This is a genomic window from Streptomyces sp. WAC 04229, from assembly GCF_003947455.1.
Classification (GTDB): domain Bacteria; phylum Actinomycetota; class Actinomycetes; order Streptomycetales; family Streptomycetaceae; genus Streptomyces.
The window spans coordinates 1-19,996 of record NZ_QHJH01000065.1 but is presented as its reverse complement, the minus strand read 5'-3'; the positions used below and the strand labels follow the sequence as shown (position 1 = coordinate 19,996).

Sequence of the window (19,996 nt, the reverse complement as noted above, 5' to 3'; positions counted from 1 at the left end):
CCCGAGGAGTGCCGGCGGTCCCTGGCGACGACCGTCCCCCGACCCGCCCCGGCGCCAGGAGTGCAGGGCTGCGTCGACGGACAGCAGCGGCGCGACCGCGAGGGCGAGGGCCAAGACATGAAGCACCTGAGGCTGCTCGCGTATCGCTGTCGTACGTTCGTCGCCCATGAAGATCCGCGACATGGGCGTCGTGCGGGCAGACGGGGGGGGACACGCGCGCGGGGCCGGTCACCGCACCCTGCGCGAACGCTCTGCCCTGCCGGGTGCAAGTAGGGGGGAGACCGCCATCCGGGCGGTCAAGGACAGGGGGATGCATGGATCCCGACGCCATGGCGGACGAGGACCTGCTCGTGCGTGCCACCACGGAGCCAGCTGCATTCGAGCCGCTGGTTGCCCGGCACTCCGCCGTGCTGCACGGCTATCTCGCACGACGGGCACCGGCCGTTGCCGACGATCTGCTGTCGGAAGTATGGCTCCAGGCTTTCGCTCACAGGCATACCTTCGACGCGGCCCGAGGAGCGGCCCGGGCCTGGCTCTTCGGCGTGGCACGCAATGTACTGGCCCGTCACTGGCAACGGCTTGCTCGCGACTCCGGTACACCGCCCACCGGGGAACCCGCGGGGAGCGACCCGTGGCAGGCAGTCGATCAGCGGCTCGACGCCCTTGCGGCCGGACCGTTGATCCGCTGCATGCTCGCCGAGCTGCCGGAGACCGAGAGAGAGCTGCTGCTCCTCGTGGCCTGGGAGAATCTCACGCCCACTGAGGCCGCGACCGTCGTCGGCATCCCCGCAGGCACCGCCCGTTCCCGGTTGCACCGGGCTCGTGCCCGGCTCCGGCCCCGCCTGTCCGACGGCACCCTCACCACCCTGATGGGAGAACTTGCATGAGTGCGCGGCGACAAGAGGTGCTCGACTTTCCCGGCGGTGCGGAACTGGTCGCCGCCGGGCGTACACCCGAACCCGACCCTGCGGTCTTGTCTGCGGTGCTGTCCGCAGTCCGCAGCGCAATCGACGACGAGTCCGCCCGTGTTCGGGGCTCCGCCGCCGCTGAGCCCCGTGTGATCACCCCCCTGTACCGACGGCGCCGTTTCTTCGCCTCCGCGGCAGCGGTGGCGGCCGTAGCCGCCGTGGCGATCGCCGCCCCTGTGATCAGCATGGACGGCGGCGAACCTGCGGCTGGTGCGCGGGCCGCAGCCTTCTTCAACTCGATGGCCGAGAAGGCGGCCGCAGGGGCGGACGGCCGGTACTGGAAGATCTCTTCGACGAGTTCCGGACCGGGTACGACGACCAGGAACGAGACCGTCTACCTCAGCCCTGGCGGGCTGACCGCGGTCGAGGACGGCAAGAAGCTGTCCAAGCCCCAGCCGAACGGCATGCGCTGGCTCGTCGGTGACGAGCATCTGGACTGGAACGGCCTGAAGAACCTCCCCACCGACCCGTCCGCGCTCCGCGCGAGACTGGCCGCCGGCAAGGACGGAGCCGCAGCGGACATGCAGGTCGTGACCGAGGCCGGGAAACTGCTCTCGTTCAGCCCGGCGCGGGCTGAACTGCGCGCCGCGCTCTACCGGGTGATGGCGACCACCCCCGGCGCCGACATCCGCACCGGAGTGAGCGACGCGGAAGGCCGCACGGGCACGGAGGTGACCTGGAAGTACGCCGAGACCGGCGCTCCGGGCATCGCCGGCACCACTCATTGGATCATCGACCCGGCCACAGGCGGAATTCTCGAGGAGAAGCACACCGCCACCGAGGACTACGACGGTTCGGGCTGCGAACCCTCGGACGGCGTGGACGATGAATGCACACCGTCCCTTTCCGAGGGCGATCTCATCAGCCGGCAGACGTTCCTCTTCAACGGCGCGGTGAACAGCATCAGCTGACGTCGGATCCAGGTGCCCTTCCAATGGCTTCCAGCCGTCGCCGCAACCCGTAGCGGGGGGGGTGGGTGCACTTCACGATGGGGCAGTACCGCGAGCGGGTGCCAGGCGGCGAGGTCCTGGTTCATGAGCCGGAACAATGCTTCCGGCTCATGAACCTGCCTGTGCTCGTCCACGCCGTCTGCCCCTGATCACGGCATCCAGCGACCAGTAGGGTGCCCCGGCCAGCACAAGAGGTACCCAGCAGAACATGTACGGAAGATCGTTGCCGTAGTAGTAGGGCTCGGAGGCCCAGCTGACGGTCAGCCACAGGCTGAGCGAGATCAGGGCGCCGCCGAGTGCGGCCAGGCGGGTCAGCAGGCCGAACAGGGTGCCGATACCGACGGCCAGTTCGCCCAGGGCGATGGCGTAGCCGAAGCCGGACGGGCTCTTCAGGGCCATGTCGACCAGCGCGGGGACGGCCGAGGAGTCCCGGACGGTCCGCATCATGTCACCGATGGACCCGGCGCCCGAGTCCTTCATGAAGGCGCTGTCGGTGAGCTTGTCGAGGCCCGCGTAGACGAAGGTGACGCCGAGAAAGATCCGCAGGGGCAGGAGGGCGTACCGGGCGGCGTTGTCCCGCCAGTCGCCGCCGTTCTGCCGCAAGGAGTACACATCGCCCCGCATACCGTGAGTCATCACTGCCAGCCGCCTCTCGCCGCGCATGCCGAGACCCCCCACGAGACCATACGTACGACACGCGGGCCCCGCTCAACCCTCCCGCAACCGGTTTCTTGCTGTCGGTTTCGACAGGTTGGCGTCCGCCGGTCGGAGCCGGTCCGTGCGGGTCGGACCAGGAGATCAGCCCGTGGGATCAGTCCGTGACGTCGATCGCATAGCGGTTGGTCTCGACCCCGGCGCCGGTGACCACCTGGACGTCGACCCGGCCCGGTTCCACGTCGGCCGGTACGGGGACGGTCAGCACGTCGTCCGTGGGGTTGCTGAAGCCGCCCGTCACGGGGACGAGGGGGACGTGGACGTTGACCGCGCCGATGCGGACCGCCATGCGGGACAGGCGGTCCGCGCGCTGGGCGCCCGGGGGTACGAATCCGGCGCCGCGGATCTCGATGTCGTCGCCCGTGCGGATCGGCCCGTCCAGGTCACCGGCCTCGCGTGCCCGGACCACGGAGAGGATCACCGGCCTGCCGCCTTCGGCGTACTTGCCGGCCACGTAGGTCGCCGCCGACACCAGCACCACCAACGCGAGCCCCCACGGCAGGTCGGGGAGGTGCTCCGGGCGCCGGGCCAGCCGTACCGCCGCGAAGACCAGGGCGACGGCGCTGATCACGACGTACTGGATGTCGGCGAAGGCCCCCCGGCCCGCGTCGTCCGTCAGCAGGTCGGAGGCGCGCGGCCGGTCCGCCCGTACCTTCTGGAGGCGCTGGCCCAGTACCCGCAGTCCGACCACGCGGCGCACCAGGACGGCGATGCCGCACACCACCGCGAGCACGGTCACCGCACCGGTGGCGCGGCCCAGTTCGAGGCCGGAGATCAGCTCGTCCCGCCGGTCGTGGCCCGAGGCGAGGGCCAGTTGTCCGGCCAGCACCAGCACGGCGTAGGCGATGACGAGGACCCAGGCGGCCGCCACGGCCCGGGAGGTGGAGAGGCGGTTGTCCTCCCCGATGACCGGGGCCAGCGCTCCGCCCCGTGCCCGGTGGAACCACGAGGCCGCCGTCAGCGCCCCCGCCACCACCAGCGCGGCGACGAGTCCGGCCGTGCGCGCCGCCGTCCAGCCGGCGCCGATCGCGGTGAGGGACTGGCCGAGCAGCAGCAGGACGACCGCCGCCCACACGGCCGCCACGGTGCGCCGGCCCAGACCGGCGAGCCAGGCGTCTCCCTCGGCGCGGCCGCGTTGGGCGACGAGTTCGGCGGACTGGGTCAGTTCCTCGGAGATCCACTGGCGGGAGGCGGAGGCCGAGTGGGCCACGGCGGCCGGCAGCCCCTGTCCGGCCGCGAATTCGTCGCGCCGCCGCAGGAACGCGGCGACCGCCCGGCGGTGCCCCTCGCGGGCGCCGTGCGGGCAGTCCCCGCAGGTGCAGCCGCCGCCGTGGGCCGCCTCGACCGCGCCCCTGTCCGAGCCGCTCCCGCGTCTCGCCTCCTGCACCGCCACGCCCGCCGCCCGCCTTCCCGCGCCCCTGCGCGGGAACATCCGTGAAAGAACATCCGTGAAAGAGCCCCCGGGTCCGTAAGTCCCTTGGGACGACAGCGAATTGTGCCGTACACCACCCCCCGCGCGCCGGGCGGCCCCGGTCCCTCGTGCTCAGCGGGGGTGACTCTCGGGGCGCCGCCTTGACGCGGTCGGGGGAAGGCGTCAGTCGAAGAGGTCCGGCTCGCTCCGGCTGATCGCCTGCCACAGGGGCTGGTAGTTGATCCACGCCACCAGGTCGCCGCCGAGCTGCTCCCGGGTGGCCACCGCCTGGCGGTGGTCGATCAGCACCGGCCGTCCCGCCGCCCGGGCCGTCAGCTGCACCTGGCAGGACCGCTCCAGCGACAGGAACCACCAGGCCGCCGCGTCCACCGAGTCGCCCACCGTCAGCAGTCCGTGGTTGCGCAGCACGAGCGCCTTGCCGGAGCCGAGCACCCGGGCGATGCGTCGGCCCTCCTCGGCGTCGACGGCGACGCCCGAGTAGGAGTCGTACAGCGCGTGGTCCTCGTAGAAGGCGCAGCTCTCCTGGGTGATCGGGTCGAGCAGGTCGCCGAGGGCCGACAGCGCGCGCCCGTGCACCGAGTGGCAGTGGGCGACCGCGACGACGTCCGGGCGGGCGGCGTGGACCTGGGAGTGCACGGTGAAGGCGGCCTGGTTGACGTGGTGGCCGCCCTGCACCACCTGGCCGTCGGAGTTGGCCAGCACGAGGTCGCTCACGGTGATGTGGGCGAAGGGCATGCCGAACGGATTGACCCAGAAGCAGTCGGTGTACTCGGGATCGCGGGCGGTGATGTGTCCGGAGACGCCGTCCTCGAAGCCGTACCGGCCGAAGAGGCGCAGGGCGCCCGCGAGCCGTTCCTTGCGGTGCCGGCGTTCGTCCTCGACCGAGTCGTGCATCGGCGGCATGGCGAACCGCAGCTTGTCGGTGGGCAGCGGCGGGGGCGGAGTGGCCCCGGGCGTCCCGTGCATGTGTCCTCTGTCCTCCGGCACTGGAATTGCCTTACGTGGCGGAAGTTACCGGGGGTGCGGCCGGTGCGACAGATCCGGGCGGGATACTCGACACAGGGTGTCGGGTTTCGGCCGCACACTGACTCCATGACCTCAGACACGGCACCCGACGCTCCCACCGACTGGGCCGGTTTCGTCACCGCCGAGCCCGCGCTGGCCGCCACCGTCGAGGCGCGTTTCGGCGCGTACACGCACCATGTCCTCGCCACCCTCCGCAAGGACGGCTCGCCGCGCACCACCGGCCTGGAGGTGCGGTTCCTGGACGGTGAACTGTGGCTCGGCATGATGCCGGGGTCGGTGAAGGCGCTCGACCTGCGCCGCGACCCGCGCTTCGCGTTGCAGGCGAACCCGGGGGACGGCACCGGCATGGGCGGCGGGGACGTCCGGATCGGCGGCCGGGCGGTGGCGGCCGAGGACGCCGCGACCCGGGCCCGGTACGTGGAAGAGGTGGAACCGCCGGAGCCGTTCCACCTCTTCCGTACCGAGCTGACGGAGGTCGTGCGGACCTACGTCGAGGACGACAAGTGCCTCGTCGTCGAGATCTGGCAGCCCGGTGGGCCCATGCGCACGGTCAGGCGCACGTAGCGCCTCGCGGCGCTCACTCCCACTCGATGGTGCCCGGCGGCTTCGACGTCACGTCGAGGACGACGCGGTTGACGTCCTTGACCTCGTTGGTGATCCGGGTCGAGATCTTGGAGAGCACGTCGTACGGCAGCCGGGACCAGTCGGCGGTCATCGCGTCCTCGGACGAGACGGGCCGCAGCACGATCGGGTGGCCGTAGGTGCGGCCGTCGCCCTGGACGCCCACGGAGTGGACGTCGGCGAGCAGGACCACGGGGCACTGCCAGATCTCGCGGTCGAGGCCGGCCGCCGTCAGCTCCTCGCGGGCGATGGCGTCGGCCTCGCGGAGCAGGTCGAGCCGCTCCTTGGTGACCTCGCCGACGATGCGGATGCCGAGGCCGGGGCCGGGGAAGGGCTGGCGCTGGACGATCTCCTCCGGCAGGCCCAGCTCCTGGCCGACCATCCGGACCTCGTCCTTGAACAGCTTGCGCAGCGGCTCGACGAGCTGGAACTCGATGTCGTCCGGGAGCCCGCCCACGTTGTGGTGGGACTTGATGTTGGCGGTGCCGGTGCCTCCGCCGGACTCGACCACGTCCGGGTAGAGCGTGCCCTGCACGAGGAAGGCGACCTCGGGGCCGTCCTCCTGCATGATCTCCAGCTGCGCCTGCTCGAAGACCCGGATGAACTCCCGGCCGATGATCTTCCGCTTCTCCTCGGGGTCGGAGACCCCGGCCAGCGCCTTCAGGAAGCGCTCCTCGGCGTCCACGACCTTCAGCTGCACGCCGGTCGCGGCGACGAAGTCCTTCTCGACCTGCTCGGTCTCGCCCTTGCGCATCAGGCCGTGGTCGACGTAGACGCAGGTCAGCTGGGTGCCGATGGCCTTCTGGACGAGGGCGGCGGCGACGGCGGAGTCCACGCCGCCGGAGAGGCCGCAGATGGCGCGCCGGTCGCCGACCTGCTCGCGGATGATCGCGACCTGCTCCTCGATCACGTTGCCCATGGTCCAGTCGGGGGTGAGGCCCGCGCCGCGGTACAGGAAGTGCTCCAGCACCTGCTGCCCGTGCGTGGAGTGCATGACCTCGGGGTGGTACTGGACGCCGTAGAGCTGCTTCTCGTCGTTCTCGAAGGCGGCGACCGGGACGACGTCCGTGGAGCCGGTGACGGTGAAGCCCTCGGGGGCGGCGGAGCAGGCGTCGCCGTGCGACATCCAGACGGCCTGCTCGGCCGGGGTGCCCTCGAAGAGGGTGGAGGACGGCCTGGAGACCGACAGCTCGGTACGGCCGTACTCACGGGCGCCGGAGTTGTCGACGGTGCCGCCGAGGGTCTGCGCCATCAGCTGGAAGCCGTAGCACATGCCGAAGACGGGGACGCCGGCCTCGAACAGGGAGCGGTCGACGGTCGGGGCGCCCGGCTCGTACACCGACGAGGGACCGCCGGAGAGGATGATGGCCGCCGGGTTCTTGGCGAGCATCTCCGCGACCGGCATGGAGCTGGGCACGATCTCGCTGTAGACCCGCGCCTCGCGGACACGACGGGCGATGAGCTGGGCGTACTGCGCACCGAAGTCGACGACCAGGACGGTGTCGGGGGCGGCGGCAGCGGGAGTCGCTGATGACACGGGGTGCCTTCCGGCGGTCGGGCGGGGGTCTTGTGCTGCCGATTCTACCGAGGCGGGCGGGTGGCCCGTCCCGGCCCGGTGCGCGGCCGGGCGCCGAGGCGGGCGGGTGGCCCGTCCCGGCCCGGTGCGCGGCCGGGTGCACGGCCCGGTGTGTGTGATCCGGCTTGGACACCGCCGGCTCTCGCGGGCATACTGGCGCCATGCTCACGCACCAGGTCTTCCTGTTTACCTATGGCAACCGGCCCACCGGCTGCCATGGTCGTGCTGCTTGAGCAACTGACAAGCGACTTCCCAGGCGCCCCGGGCCGACAAGGTCCGGGGCGCCTGGCGTTTGCGGACCCTGCCGGTCCGGGGCACCGCCACCCATCGGCGAGGAGCCACCGACATGACCGTCACCACAGCAGCCGAGTCCGTCACCGCCGCGGACAAGACCGGCGCGCGCACCACCGAGGCCGCCGAGGTGATCACCGGCGCCCGGGACCGCATCGACGCCCTGGACGACCGGATCATCGGCCTCATCCAGGAACGGATGGCGGTCTCCGCCGTCATCCAGGAGGCGCGGATCACCTCCGGTGGCCGGCGGGTGAACCTCTCCCGCGAGATGGAGGTCCTCGACCACTACAGGTCGGCGCTGGGCAAGCCGGGCACGGCACTGGCCATGACGATGCTGGAGCTGTGCCGCGGGCGGGTCTGAGGTCGTATCTGAGTTCGGGCACCGTCTCACCCGTACGGCGCGTGACCGTGGCGCGAGCGGCTTCGTTCTCCCGGTGTCCGTGTCAGCCAGGGGCGGGCCCGAGAGAACCACGCGTGGCTCGCTGGAGCGATGAGACGTGCGGATCGTGCCGTACGTCGTGGGACCTCGCTCCAGACAAGTGACCGGACGGCAGGGGACAGCAGCCCGGTCACCCAAGAGAACGGCCGGCTCCGGGGACGCCCGGGGCCGGCCGACGGAACAGCCTTCAAGACCAGCGGCGCTACCCCCCGGCGCCGCTCCGAGGCACCGGCGCTGCCCTGACGCCGGTGCTGGCTGAGGAAGGGCCCCGCGGCCGTAGTCCGCGGGGCCCTTCGCCGTGCGCGCGGCTGGGCGGGACGCGGCACGGAGGACGGCGGACGTGACGCAGCCCACATAAGACTTCTGTGAAATCGAGACAACCATTCACAGGATTCACCGATCCAACAGGCCGAGGCATCCCACGGGCAGCGGCTCCGCCCGCCTGTGGGAGAGGGACCCGCGCTCGGAGGGGGGTGCGGGTCCCTCTCACCTCTTCCTCGGCCCTTCTTCCTCGGCCCTTCTTCCTCGGCTCCTCTTCCTCAGCTCTTCTTCGGCGGCACCGCCGGTATGCCCAGGAAGGGCAGACGCAGCGCGCCGAAGGCCTCCGCCGGGACCGCCGACGACTTGGGCTCGACCGGCGCCAGCCGCTCGTACGCGCTCCCCTGGGCGGGGCGCGGGTCGCTCTCGCCCTTGTTCGGCCAGTACGACATCGCCCGCTCGGCCTGCGCCGTGATGGTCAGGGACGGATTGACGCCCAGGTTGGCGGAGACCGCGGCGCCGTCGACGACGGAGATGCCGGGGTGGCCGTAGAGCCGGTGGTACGGGTCTATGACGCCGGTCTCGCGGGAGGCGCCGATGGGGCAGCCGCCGAGGAAGTGGGCGGTGAGCGGGGTGCCCATCAGCTCCCCGACGTTGGAGCCGGCGAAGCCGTTGATCTCGGCGGCGAGGGCGGAGGCGCCCTCGGTGGCGGCCTTGATCTGCTTGGGATTGGGCGAGCCGTGGCCCTGGCGCGCGGTGAGCAGGCCCTTGCCGACGCCCGTCGGTTTCAGGTGCGTGGTCAGGGAGTTGTCCAGCGACTGCATGACCAGGCCGATGATGGTCCGCTCCGACCACTTGCGGTTGGACAGGGAGCGCAGGACCAGCAGCGGGTGCTTGGCCGCGTGGCCGAGGAAGCCCAGGACGCGGGAGGCGCCCGAGGCGGTGTGCCCGGCGTAGGGGACCTGGAGGATCGACAGGCCGCCCATCGAGTTGGATCCCTTGCCGTAGCGGACCGGCTCGATGTGGGTGTTGGCGTCCGGGTGGATGGAGGACGTGATGGCGACGCCCCGCGTGAAGTCGGCGCGGGGCTCGCCGGTGGCCTTGCGGTAGCGGCGGTCGTCGGTCTGGGCGCCGACCAGCGCCTCGGAGTTGGTGCGGGTCAGCTCGCCGAGCCTGTCGGACAGGTGGGCGAGCTGACCGTTCGCCTTCATGCGGTGCAGCAGGGTCTGGGTGCCGTAGGTGCCGGCGGCCAGGACGACCCGGCGGGCCGTGAAGGTGCGGCCCGCGTCCTTCCTCTGCCGGTCGGTGGGGAGGGTGGCGATCGCGAAGCCGCCGCGCGAGTCCTCGGTGACCGAGACGACGGTCGTCATCGGGTGCACGACCGCGCCCGCCTTCTCGGCGAGGTACAGGTAGTTCTCGTTGAGGGTGTTCTTCGCTCCGTGCCGGCAGCCCGTCATGCACTCGCCGCACTCGTTGCAGGCCTTGCGGTCGGGGCCCGCGCCGCCGAAGTAGGGGTCGGGCACCGTCCCACCCGGTTCCGCCTTCGCCTTGCCGTCGGCGTCCTCGCCGTCGCCGAAGAACACGCCGACCGGCGCCATGTGAAAGCTGTCTCCGACGCCCATCCGCTCGGCTGCGGCCTTCAGGTGCACGTCGGACGGGGTCATCGTCGGGTTCAGCCGGACCCCGAGCATGCGGCGGGCCTGGTCGTAGTACGGCGTCAGCTCGTCGTGCCAGTCGGTGATGTCACGCCACTGGGGGTCCTCGAAGAATGGTTTCGGCGGCACGTAGAGGGTGTTGGCGTAGTTGAGGGAACCGCCGCCGACGCCGGCGCCTGCCAGGACCATGACGTTGCCGAGCAGGTGGATGCGCTGGATGCCGAACATGCCGAGCTTCGGCGCCCAGAGGTAGTTCTTCAGGTCCCAGGAGTTCTTGGGGAGGGTGGTGCGGGTGAAGCGGCGGCCGGCTTCCAGGACGCCGACGTGGTAGCCCTTCTCCGTGAGGCGGAGGGCGGAGACGGATCCGCCGAAGCCTGAGCCGACTATCAGGACGTCGTAGTCGTAGGCGTCTTGGGGCACGGTGGTCTCCTCGTTGAGTTTCGCGTGCGGGTGTTCTGAGGCCGGTCGCGCCCGGGCGGCGGAGCCGCGAATCGATACAGCCCCGCGCCCCTTCGTCGGCTACCGGAACCGCAGACTCTTCATGAGCCGGAGACTGCGGCTCATGAACTGGGCGTACTTCTCGTCGTCCATTCCGAGGGACGGTGCCATCGGCAGCAGGCGCTGGTGGGCGACGGTCTGCGACTCGGTGTACTTGAGGATGCCCTCGGAGCCGTGCCGGCGGCCGAGTCCGGACTCCTTCATGCCGCCCATCGGCGACTGCACGCTGCCGTAGGCGGAGGCGTAGCCCTCGTTGATGTTGACCGTGCCGGTGCGCAGGCGGGCGGCGACCTCGCGGCCGCGGCGGGCGTTCGTGGTCCAGACCGACGAGTTCAGGCCGTACGGCGTGGCGTTGGCGCGGTCGACGACCTCGTCCACGTCGGAGAAGCGGTACACGGAGACCACCGGGCCGAAGGTCTCCTCGCAGCACAGGGTCATGGCGTCCGTGACACCGTCGAGGATCGTGGGCTCGTAGAAGTACGGGCCGACGTCCGGCCGGGCCACGCCGCCGGCGACGATCCGCGCCCCCTTGGCGACGGCGTCCTCCACGTGCCGCTTGACGGTCTCCAGCTGGTGGCCGCTGACCAGCGACCCCATGTCCGCGCCGTACGCCAGCGCGCTGCCCAGCCGCATCGCGCGGGTGCGGGCGGCGAAGCGGTCGAGGAAGGCGTCGGCGACCGACTCGTGGACGTAGAGCCGCTCGATGGAGACGCACAGCTGGCCGGCGGAGGAGAAGCACGCGCGCACGGCGCCCGCCGCCGCCTTCTCGATGTCGGCGTCGTCCAGGACCAGCATGGCGTTCTTGCCGCCGAGCTCCAGCGAGACGCCGACCAGCCGGTCCGCGGCGACGGTCGCGACCTCGCGGCCGGTGCGGGTGGAGCCGGTGAAGGACACGTAGTCGCCGTGCTTGACGACCTCGGGTCCGACGACCGGGCCGACACCGATGACGGCCTGGAGGACGTCGGCCGGCAGCCCGGCCTCGATCAGCAGGTCACGGGCCCACAGGGCGGTCAGGCAGGACTCGGTGTCCGGCTTCATCACGACCGCGTTGCCCGCGACGAGGGCGGGCAGGGCGTCGCCGACGGACAGCTCGAACGGGTAGTTCCACGGGACGATCTGGCCGACGACGCCGCGCGGGTGGCGCAGTTCGGTGACCTTCGTCAGGGTCGGCACGGCGCCGGTGTGCCGCTTGGGCCGCAGATACGCGGGCGCCCTGCGGCCGTAGTGCCGGGCGGCGACGGCGACGGCCTGGACCTCCTCGTGGGCGTGCAGCCTGGCCTTGCCGGTCTCCAGCTGGATGAGGTCGAGGACCTCGGCCTGGCGCTCCAGGACCAGGTCGTGGAAGCGCAGCAGGACCGCGGCGCGCTGCCGTACCGGCACGCGCGCCCACACGGCCTGGGCGGCGCGGGCCTGTTCGAAGGCGCGGGCCACGTCCTCCGGCGTCGACTCGGGCAGGTCGGCGAGCTTCTCGCCGGTGAACGGGGTGTGGTTGGCGGTGCGGCCGGAGCCGGCCACGCCCTTGGTGAGCTGGGCGACCAGCTCGGGCGTGACCACGTCGGCAGCGGTGCGGGCGCCCTCCGGGGAGGGGGCGAGGGGGTTCGTGCCGGTGAGTTCCGGGGCCTGCGCGTCCGTCATGAGCGGCAGGGTATGACGCCGCGGGGCCTTTGTGTACCCGTCGGTAATGGGGATTCACCGAGTGCTCACACGGCGCCAGTGATCGCTGGCACAAACCCGCTGATCAGGGCTTTGCGACCGTCCAGTTGGCGACGACCGTGCGGGCGATCTCCTTTCCCTCGTCGGCGAAGTAGCCCTCGCGCGGGTAGTCGATGGACACCTTGTACATGTCGCCGTTGCCCGCCCGGTAGTACAGGATGTGGAACTCGCGCGGCCGGGGGTTCTGCGAGTCCGTGGTCACGTACTCGATGGTGTTCTCGGCGGCCTTGCCGCCCTGGGACTCGGTCTCGCTCGGCTCGCCCTTGGGGGCGGGGTCGTCTGCGAAGCCGTAGGAGTACTCGCCGTCCTTGAAGGTCTCCCAGTCCGCCCAGGCGCCCGCCATCGCCGTCTCGGGGATCTCGCCCGTCTTGTCGTCGTCCTTGATGTCGCGGTCGACGAGGACGCTGACCGCTCCGCTCGGGTCGGTGAACGTCTCGTTGGTGCCGTCCCAGTCGTCGGGGTGCTTCTGCTTCACGAATTCGGCGGGCAGGCCGACGCTCATCCCGAGCTTGGCGTCGAGCCGCTGCTCCTTCCAGCCCTCGGGCAGCGGCCCCGCGAAGGGGTCCGAGACCACCAGGTACGACGCCACCGCCGCCGCGACGACCGCAGCGCCGAGGGTGATCCAGGCGTTGCGGCCCAGCCGGACGCTCCACCGGGACCCCGGCCCCGACGGCCCGTCCGCCGCGGCGACGCGCACGACCTGGGTGGGCGGTGGCGCGGGCGGGTTGGCGGCGGCGTCCAGCAGGCCGCGCACCCGGGCGGCGTCCGGGCGGCGCGCCGGGTCCTTGTCCAGCAGGGCCGTGATCACCTCGGCCAGCGGACCCTGCGCGGCGGCGGGCGCCGCGGGAGTCGCGTTGAGCACCGACTGGAGCGTGGCGGGGGTGTTGCTGCGGCGGAACGGCGAGACGCCCTCCGTCGCCGCGTACAGCACCACGCCCAGCGACCACAGGTCGCTCGCCGGGCCGGGGCGCTGGCCCAGCACCCGCTCCGGGGCGATGTACTCGGGCGAGCCGACGAAGCCGCCGGTGTCGGTCAGGTTGGTCTCGCCCTCGATCTGGGCGATGCCGAAGTCGGTGAGGACGACCCGGTCGTGCCGGCCGAGCAGCACGTTGTCCGGCTTCACGTCCCGGTGCAGGATGCCGGCCGCGTGCGCGGCCTCCAGCGCGCCGAGCACCTCCAGGCCGATCCGGGCGGCCTCGCGGGCGCCCAGCGTGCCCTCCTGCAACGCGTCGCCCAGCGAGCGGCCCCGCACCAGCTCCATCACGATCCACGGCCGGCCGTCGACGACCGCCACGTCGTGCACGTTGACCACGCCGGGGTGGTCGAGCCGGGCGGCGGCGCGGGCCTCGCGACGCATCCGTTCGAAGGCGTTGTCCCGTTCGCGCTCGGGAAGGTGGTCGGGTACGCGGGGCTCCTTGACGGCCACCTCGCGGTCCACGGTCTCGTCCTTGGCCCGCCAGACCGTGCCCATGCCGCCGTGCCCCAGCTTGGCCAGCAGCCGGTAGCGGCCCGCGATCAGGCGCCCGGCGCCCGCGTCCTGCGCGGACGGGCCCTGCGCGGAAGGTGACACCTGCTGCGGCGGTACGACCTGGGTGGGTGCCGCGTACGGGTTGCCGGGATGCGGCACGGCGACGGGCTGGTTCGGTGGTTGCAGGCCAAAACTCGTCGGCTCGTCCGATCCCTTGCGGGGTCCCCCGTTGCTGCTCATGGGTCCATGCATATCGCGCCGGACACGCCCGTATCCACCACGGATGCACGGTGGTCACAGACCCGTGACGCGGGCTGTGGCTTATCTCCCCTTTAGGTGTGATGCGGGGGACTCGTGGGCGGACGGAGCGCCGGACGGGGACACCGAGGGGGACGCGGGGTCCGTCGTCGGCGTCGCGGGCGCCGAGCTGCTCGGGGCGCCGCCCCCGCCGTCGTCGCCGTCCACGAGCAGCACCGCCGCCGAGATGCCCGCGCCGGCCGCCGCGACGACCAGCAGCACCGCCATGAGCACGCTCCGCTTCATCCGCCGGGACTCGCGGGCCGCCGTCGTCGCGGGCGCGCGGCCGGTACTCAGGTACAGGCGCAGCATCCGGTCCGCCTCCGCCGCGTCCAGCCGCCGTCGCGGATCGCGTTCGAGGAGGCCCCGGACGACGGGGAGGAGCGGTCCGGTCTGGGCGGGCGGGTGGATCTCCTCGGTCACCACGGCGTGCAGGACGCCGCCGAGCGAGTCGCGGTGGAAGGGGGAGGTCCCGCTGAGGATCGCGCAGAGCAGGACGCCCAGGGACCACAGGTCGGACTCCGGTCCGGTCCCGGCGCCGGACATCCGCTCCGGCGCGGTGTACTCGGGCGAGCCGACGAAGGAGCCGCTCTCGGTGAGGGTGGTGGCGCCCGCGACCTGGGCGACGCCGAAGTCGGTGAGGACGACCCGGCCGTCCTCGGCGATCAGCACGTTGGACGGCTTCACGTCCCGGTGCAGGACGCCGGCCGCGTGCGCGGTGCGCAGGGCGTCGAGCAGGGCGATGCCGATCCGGGCGGCCTCGCGGGGGCCGACCGGGCCGCAGGCGACGACACGGTCCGCGAGCGAGCCGCCGTCGACGAGTTCCATGACCATGTACGCGCGGGTGTCGTCCTCGACGACGTCGTGCACGACGATGACGTGCGGATGCCGCAGCTGCGCGACCGCGCGGGCCTCGCGCAGGGTGCGCTCGCGGCGCCGCCGGGCCTCGGCGGCGGACAGGGTCTCGTCGAGCGGCAGCGCCTTCACGGCCACCTCGCGGACGAGCAGTTGGTCGGTGGCCCGCCACACGATGCCCATGCCGCCGCTGCCGAGCCGCTCATGGAGCCGGTATCGGCCCGCGATGACACGCCCGCCGGCCCCCTCGGTCACCATGCGTCCCATGATGCCCCACCGGACGCGACGCCTCCGCGTCGCGGCCACCCGGGTGGCCGACAACCGACGGGTGCGCGGGATCCGTTGGGGCGGCTCCCGGCCGGTGTCCGGCGCCGCGCGGTGCGGGTCTCAGCCCGCCCGTTCCTGCCAGCTCTGCAGCACCGACCTGAACTGCCGCTCGGTGGTGGGCCAGTCGTCCGCGGGACCCGACATGTTGAGTGCGTACTCGACGCCGTCCCGGGAGATGTGCGTGTGCGCGACGGCGCGGCGCGGGCCGGGGAAGGGGGTGTCCTTGGCCAGCGCGGTCCAGGTGTACTCCCACCTGGCGCTGTCGCGGTCGCGGTAGGTGCCGCGCTCCAGGGTGACGCGCCGGTAGTCGACCAGCCGCTGGAGCTGGACCTCCAGATCGAGCTGGTGCGCGTGCGGGTCGTTGTAGTCGGGGGCGGTGTCGACGGATACGCGCAGGAGGTGCTTGCCGCCGTCGGGGCTGTAGTCGGCCTGTCTGAGTTCGCCCTCGTCACCGAAGGCCTCCCGCTGCCAGTTATTGGGCAGGTAGAGGCTGAAACCCAACGGGTCGTCTCTGCGTTTCCAGTTGTCCGGGACGGATCCGCCGGAGCCGTTGTCGTTGGTGGGGGACCCCGAGGGCGGGGAGGACGTGGGCGCGGTGGGCTCCGGCCCGGCCTCGGTGCCGCCGCCGTCGCGCTGTTGCAGCAGGACGGCGGTGCCCGCGCCGATGAGGGCGGCGACGGCGACGACCAGGGCGACCGTGCGCAGCCGGCCCGGCCGACGGCGCCGGGGGGCGGGGGCTCCGGACGGCGCGGCGTGCGGGTGGCCCGGCGGTACGGCTCCCGGCGGCACGGCGCCCGTCCCGTACGCCTGTGCCGTGTGGCCCGTCGCGGGGTGGCCGACGGCCGCGGTGGGTCCGGTCACCGGCGGGTACGGCGTCGCGGTGGGTGTGCCCGGCGTCGCGTGGTGCAGGGTGTCGCCCTGCCGCACCGGGCCGGTGTGGTTCGTGGTCGGCACGTACGCCTGGGCCGCGTCCGGCCGCCGTCCCTCGGCCGCCTGGGCGAGCAGGTACTCGGCCTCGGTCGCGTCGGGCCGCGTCTCCGGGTCCTTGCGCAGGAACGCGCTGATGACGGGCGCGAGCGGGCCGGCGTACCGGGGCTCGCCCGCCTCCTCCTCGACCACGGCCTGCATGGTGGTGAGCGGTGAGGTGCGGCGGAACGGCGATCTGCCCTCCACCGCCGTGTACAGCGTCGCGCCGAGCGCCCACAGGTCGGAGGCGGGGCCGGGGTCGTGGCCCCGCACGCGCTCGGGCGCGAGGTAGTCGACGGAGCCGACGACCTCACCGGTCCGGGTGATGGTGGTGTCGCCCTCGATCTGCGCGATGCCGAAGTCGGTGAGCAGGACGCGGCCGTCGTCGGCGAGCAGGACGTTGCCCGGTTTGACGTCGCGGTGCAGGACGCCGGCGGTGTGCGCGGCGCGCAGGGCGCGCAGCACCCACAGGCCGATACGGGCCGCCTCGCGCGGCTCGACCCGCTCCTCCTCCTTGACCGCGTCGGCCAGCGACCGGCCCTCGACCAGCTCCATCACGATCCAGGGCCGGCCGTCGTGTTCGAGTACGTCGTGCACGGTGACGACGGCCGAGTGGTTGATCCGCGCCGCCGCGCGCGCCTCGCCCCGGGTGCGGGCCAGCAGGATCGCCTGGTCGCTCTCGGAGACGTAGAGCGCGGCGGTCAACTCCTTGATGGCGACGGTCCGGTTCAGCACCTCGTCGTGTGCGCGCCACACCCGGCCCATGCCGCCGCTGCCGATGGTGTCCCCGAGCCGGTAACGGCCCGCCACGAGCCGGCCCTGCATCTGATTCACGTTGCCCCGCAATGGTCTTGTCAGGGCCAGACTAGGGACCGGCCCCCTCCCGGGGAACGGCTGGGGTCGCATGGAAACCGCTCTGTGACGGTTGTCGCTTTCCGTGACGGGAGGCAACCATCGGGGCGAACTGCGGTCAGCGCGTGTACTGGTAGGTCGCCGACGCCTGCTCGAAGAGCCGGCTCACCTCGTCCCGCTCGGCCTCCGGACCCCGCACCTGGACCACGTGGTAGCGGCCGTCGATGAGGACGGCGACGTTGCGCACGAACAGCTCGCCGCCCGCGCCGGTCCAGGTGAACTGGCCCTCCGCCATGGTCCGTCCACCGACCTCGATGGTCTTCAGCCCGCTGGACGTGGCCCAGCTGGAGGCACGGTAGGGAGCCAACTCGGGTTCGCTGTCGCGCTGGTAGACCATCGGGTCGTCGCCGAACTCGGAGCTGCGGTCGCGGCCCGGTACGACGAGCAGCTCGAAGTCGCCCTTGCCGTAAACGACCTGGCCGCTGCCGTTGCGGGGGGTGCGGGTCCAGTCCTCGGCGACGGCGACGCGGAAGCCCTCCGGGTCCTTGCGCAGGGTGAACCCGTCGGCGACGTTCGACTGCGTCTCGGTGGAGCCGCCGTCGGTCTCGGAGCCGCCGGGGGTGGACTCCGGGGACGTCTGCTCGGGCCGGGGCTCGCTGCTGACGTCCGGCGATCCGGCGGGCGGCGCCTGGCTCGCGTCACCGGCGGTGCCGGTGCGGTCGGCGGCGCCGGAGTCGCGCGTGTCGTTCTTCGGCAGGAAGAACATGGCGTACGCGACGGCTCCGGCGAGGGCGAGCAGTATCAGCAGGAGCAGGGTCCGGCCGAGGCTGCGCGGCGAGCGGGCGGGTTCCGCGCGGCCCCGCTTGTGGCGGCCGTGGTGCGCGGGCAGTCCGGCCCGGCGCCGGCGCACCAGCTCGCCGCGGCGGCGCACGATGGGCAGCCGGCTGTGCGCGGTCTCGGCGGGCGGGGCCGAGACGACGTGCAGGCCGGCCTCGGGCTCGGGCGCGGAGCGCACGAGGGAGCGCAGCCAGCCGCGCAGTTCCTCGAAGTCGATGCGCTCGGTGGGGTCCTGACGCAGCAGCGACTCCACGACCGGCCGCAGCGGGCCGCACTCCTCGGCGAACGCCGGGGGCTCCGCGCACACGATCTGCACCAGCTCGGCGGTGGACTCCTCGGGGTAGGGCGCGTGCCCCTGCACGGCGCGGTAGAGCAGCGCGCCCAGCGCCCACAGGTCGGTGGCGGGGCCGATGGGCGCGGCCAGCTGCCAGTTCTCGTGCACCGGCCCGGCCTGCTCGGGCGCCCACCGCTCGGTCACCGGCCCGACCACGGCCATCCGCGTCTGCCGGGCCCGCTCGGCGGCGAGCGCGGTGGCGGGGCCGCGCGGCGGCGGGCGTCGCGGACCGTCAGCGGCAGCGGGGACCAGCCGGCCAGCCTGCCGAGGCCCACCACCGGCGGATACACCGGGGACACGGCCATCACGTCCGCGGGGGTGCCGAGCACCGGCGCGGCACCCGGGGCCGGAAGCAGCACGACCTGGTCGGCGTACTGGATGACCCGCTCCAGGCGGTGTTCGGCCATCAGGACCGTCGTACCGAGGTCGTGCACGAGGCGCTGGAGGACGGCCAGGACCTCCTCGGCGGCGGCGGGGTCCAGGGCGGACGTCGGCTCGTCCAGGACCAGCACGTCGGGGTGCGGGGTGAGTACCGAGCCGATGGCGACCCGCTGCTGCTGGCCGCCGGAGAGCGTGGCGAGGGGGCGGGCGCGGAGGTCGGAGAGGCCCAGGAGGTCGAGGGTCTCCTCGACCCGGCGGCGCATCACGTCGGGGGCCAGGCCCAGCGACTCCATGCCGTAGGCCAGCTCGTCCTCGACGGTGTCCGTCACGAAGTGGGAGAGCGGGTCCTGGCCCACCGTGCCGACCACGTCGGCCAGTTCACGCGGCTTGTGGGTGCGGGTGTCGCGGCCGGCCACGGTGACCCGGCCGCGCAGCGTGCCGCCGGTGAAGTGCGGAACGAGGCCGCCGACCGCGCCGAGGACGGTGGACTTGCCGACGCCGGACGGGCCCGCGAGGAGGACCAGTTCGCCCTCCGGGACCTCGAAGTCAACGCCCTGGACGGTGGGTTCGGTCGTTCCGTCGTACGTGACCGACACGTTCTCGAAGCGGATCACGACGGCTCCTTCGCGGCGGTCTCGGGTGCGGGGGTGAGGAGCGCCGGGAGCAGGCCGACGAGGATCGCGGCGGCCGGCCACAGCGGGAGCGACGGCGCGACCAGCGGGACCACGCCCGGGTGCAGCGCCGCCGGGTCGCGGGCGGCGGCGAGGAACAGCGCCGCCGCGACCGCCACGCCGGAGCCGGTCACCAGCCAGGCGCGGGCGCCCCAGCGGTCCGGGCGGTAGCGGCTGCGGACCGTGCGCCGTCCGCCGAGCCACAGGCCCGCGAGCGCGGCGGCGACGCCGACGACGAGGACGGGGATGCCGTACGTGCCGCCCGCGGCGGTCAGCAGCCCGTACGTTCCCGCGCAGACGCCGAGCAGGCCGCCCAGGGTGAGGGCGGCGGTGGTACGGCGGACGGCGGTGGGGACCTGGGCGGTACGGCCGTAGCCGCGGGCGTCCATCGCGGCGGCCAGGGCGACCGAGCGCTCCAGGGCGCCCTCCAGTACCGGGAGTCCGACCTGGAGCAGGCCCCGTACGCCGCTGTCGGGGCGGCCCCGGAGGCGGCGGGCGGCGCGCAGGCGCCGGACGTCGGCGATGAGGTTCGGCGCGAAGGTGAGGGCGACGACGACGGCGACGCCCATCTCGTACAGGGCGCCGGGGAGGGACTTGAGGAGGCGGGAGGGGTTGGCGAGGGCGTTCGCGGCGCCGACGCAGATGAGGAGCGTGGCGAGCTTCATCGCGTCGTACAGGGCGAAGGCGAGGCCCTCCGCGGTGACCCGGCCGCCCAGCCGGATGCCCTGCGCCCAGTCGGGGAGGGGGACTTCGGGGAGCGTGACGAGGGTGTGGGTGCCGGGGATGGGGGAGCCGAGGACCGTCGTGAAGAGGAGGCGGACGACGAGGACGGCCAGGGCGAGCTTGACGAAGGCGCCGTAGGAA

General features: G+C 72.8%; 15 protein-coding genes and 1 pseudogene. 4 read left to right on the top strand and 12 right to left on the bottom strand.

Translation table 11 applies throughout. The features are described 5' to 3' along the window. Positions 1 to 314 precede the first annotated feature (314 nt). A complete protein-coding gene (locus DMH12_RS19115; protein ID WP_125492761.1) occupies positions 315 to 887 on the top strand; it encodes an RNA polymerase sigma factor in 573 nt (190 codons plus the stop codon). After that, entirely contained in the window at positions 884 to 1,879 is a 996-nt protein-coding gene (locus DMH12_RS19110; protein ID WP_260474251.1) for a CU044_5270 family protein, read from the top strand. The genes DMH12_RS19115 and DMH12_RS19110 overlap by 4 nt, the downstream gene beginning before the upstream one ends. A gap of 147 nt (positions 1,880 to 2,026) precedes the next feature. Here DMH12_RS19110 and DMH12_RS19105 read toward each other — a convergent pair whose 3' ends face one another. The 3 genes from DMH12_RS19105 to DMH12_RS19095 all read right to left on the bottom strand — a co-directional run bounded on the left by DMH12_RS19105 (position 2,027) and on the right by DMH12_RS19095 (position 5,030). Continuing rightward, on the bottom strand, positions 2,027 to 2,554 hold the full coding sequence (locus DMH12_RS19105) for a DoxX family protein (RefSeq protein ID WP_185832412.1): 528 nt from the start codon (positions 2,552 to 2,554) through the stop codon (positions 2,027 to 2,029). A gap of 175 nt (positions 2,555 to 2,729) precedes the next feature. Then, on the bottom strand, positions 2,730 to 4,025 hold the full coding sequence (locus DMH12_RS19100) for a hypothetical protein (protein ID WP_125492758.1): 1,296 nt from the start codon (positions 4,023 to 4,025) through the stop codon (positions 2,730 to 2,732). 201 nt (positions 4,026 to 4,226) lie between these two features. Next, a complete protein-coding gene (locus DMH12_RS19095; protein ID WP_125492757.1) occupies positions 4,227 to 5,030 on the bottom strand; it encodes a class II aldolase/adducin family protein in 804 nt (267 codons plus the stop codon). 126 nt (positions 5,031 to 5,156) lie between these two features. On the opposite strand from DMH12_RS19095, the gene DMH12_RS19090 reads away from it, so the two are divergent. Beyond that, positions 5,157 to 5,654: a pyridoxamine 5'-phosphate oxidase family protein gene (locus tag DMH12_RS19090; RefSeq protein ID WP_125492756.1), complete on the top strand. Its 498-nt coding sequence runs from the start codon at positions 5,157 to 5,159 to the stop codon at positions 5,652 to 5,654. Positions 5,655 to 5,667: 13 nt separating this feature from the next. Here the strand turns inward: DMH12_RS19090 and guaA are convergent, their stop codons facing one another. Continuing rightward, complete coding sequence (gene guaA / locus DMH12_RS19085; protein WP_125492755.1) at positions 5,668 to 7,248, bottom strand: glutamine-hydrolyzing GMP synthase; 1,581 nt, start codon at positions 7,246 to 7,248, stop codon at positions 5,668 to 5,670. A gap of 385 nt (positions 7,249 to 7,633) precedes the next feature. Between guaA and DMH12_RS19080 the strand changes: the two genes are divergently transcribed. After that, on the top strand, positions 7,634 to 7,942 hold the full coding sequence (locus DMH12_RS19080; protein WP_185832411.1) for a chorismate mutase: 309 nt from the start codon (positions 7,634 to 7,636) through the stop codon (positions 7,940 to 7,942). Positions 7,943 to 8,559: 617 nt separating this feature from the next. On the opposite strand, the gene DMH12_RS19075 is transcribed toward DMH12_RS19080, so the two are convergent. The 8 genes and pseudogenes from DMH12_RS19075 to DMH12_RS19040 all read right to left on the bottom strand — a co-directional run. Beyond that, positions 8,560 to 10,353, bottom strand: a complete 1,794-nt coding sequence (locus DMH12_RS19075) for a GMC oxidoreductase (protein WP_125492754.1) — start codon at positions 10,351 to 10,353, stop codon at positions 8,560 to 8,562. Between the two features lie 99 nt (positions 10,354 to 10,452). Next, positions 10,453 to 12,066, bottom strand: a complete 1,614-nt coding sequence (locus DMH12_RS19070; protein ID WP_125492753.1) for a succinic semialdehyde dehydrogenase — start codon at positions 12,064 to 12,066, stop codon at positions 10,453 to 10,455. A gap of 103 nt (positions 12,067 to 12,169) precedes the next feature. Then, complete coding sequence (locus DMH12_RS19065) at positions 12,170 to 13,852, bottom strand: serine/threonine-protein kinase (protein WP_185832410.1); 1,683 nt, start codon at positions 13,850 to 13,852, stop codon at positions 12,170 to 12,172. Between the two features lie 81 nt (positions 13,853 to 13,933). Continuing rightward, positions 13,934 to 15,031, bottom strand: coding sequence for a serine/threonine-protein kinase (locus DMH12_RS19060; protein WP_125492752.1), 1,098 nt, complete (start codon positions 15,029 to 15,031; stop codon positions 13,934 to 13,936). 120 nt (positions 15,032 to 15,151) lie between these two features. After that, entirely contained in the window at positions 15,152 to 16,882 is a 1,731-nt protein-coding gene (locus tag DMH12_RS19055; protein ID WP_185832408.1) for a serine/threonine-protein kinase, read from the bottom strand. Positions 16,883 to 17,027: 145 nt separating this feature from the next. Continuing rightward, a complete protein-coding gene (locus DMH12_RS19050; RefSeq protein WP_399187909.1) occupies positions 17,028 to 18,242 on the bottom strand; it encodes a serine/threonine protein kinase in 1,215 nt (404 codons plus the stop codon). Between the two features lie 38 nt (positions 18,243 to 18,280). After that, positions 18,281 to 19,075 (bottom strand): annotated as a pseudogene (locus DMH12_RS19045) (ABC transporter ATP-binding protein); the annotation flags it as partial. Next, a partial coding sequence (locus tag DMH12_RS19040; RefSeq protein WP_125492750.1) for a CbiQ family ECF transporter T component occupies positions 19,072 to 19,996 on the bottom strand: 925 nt, incomplete at its 5' end. The gene DMH12_RS19040 and the pseudogene DMH12_RS19045, both read right to left, overlap by 4 nt.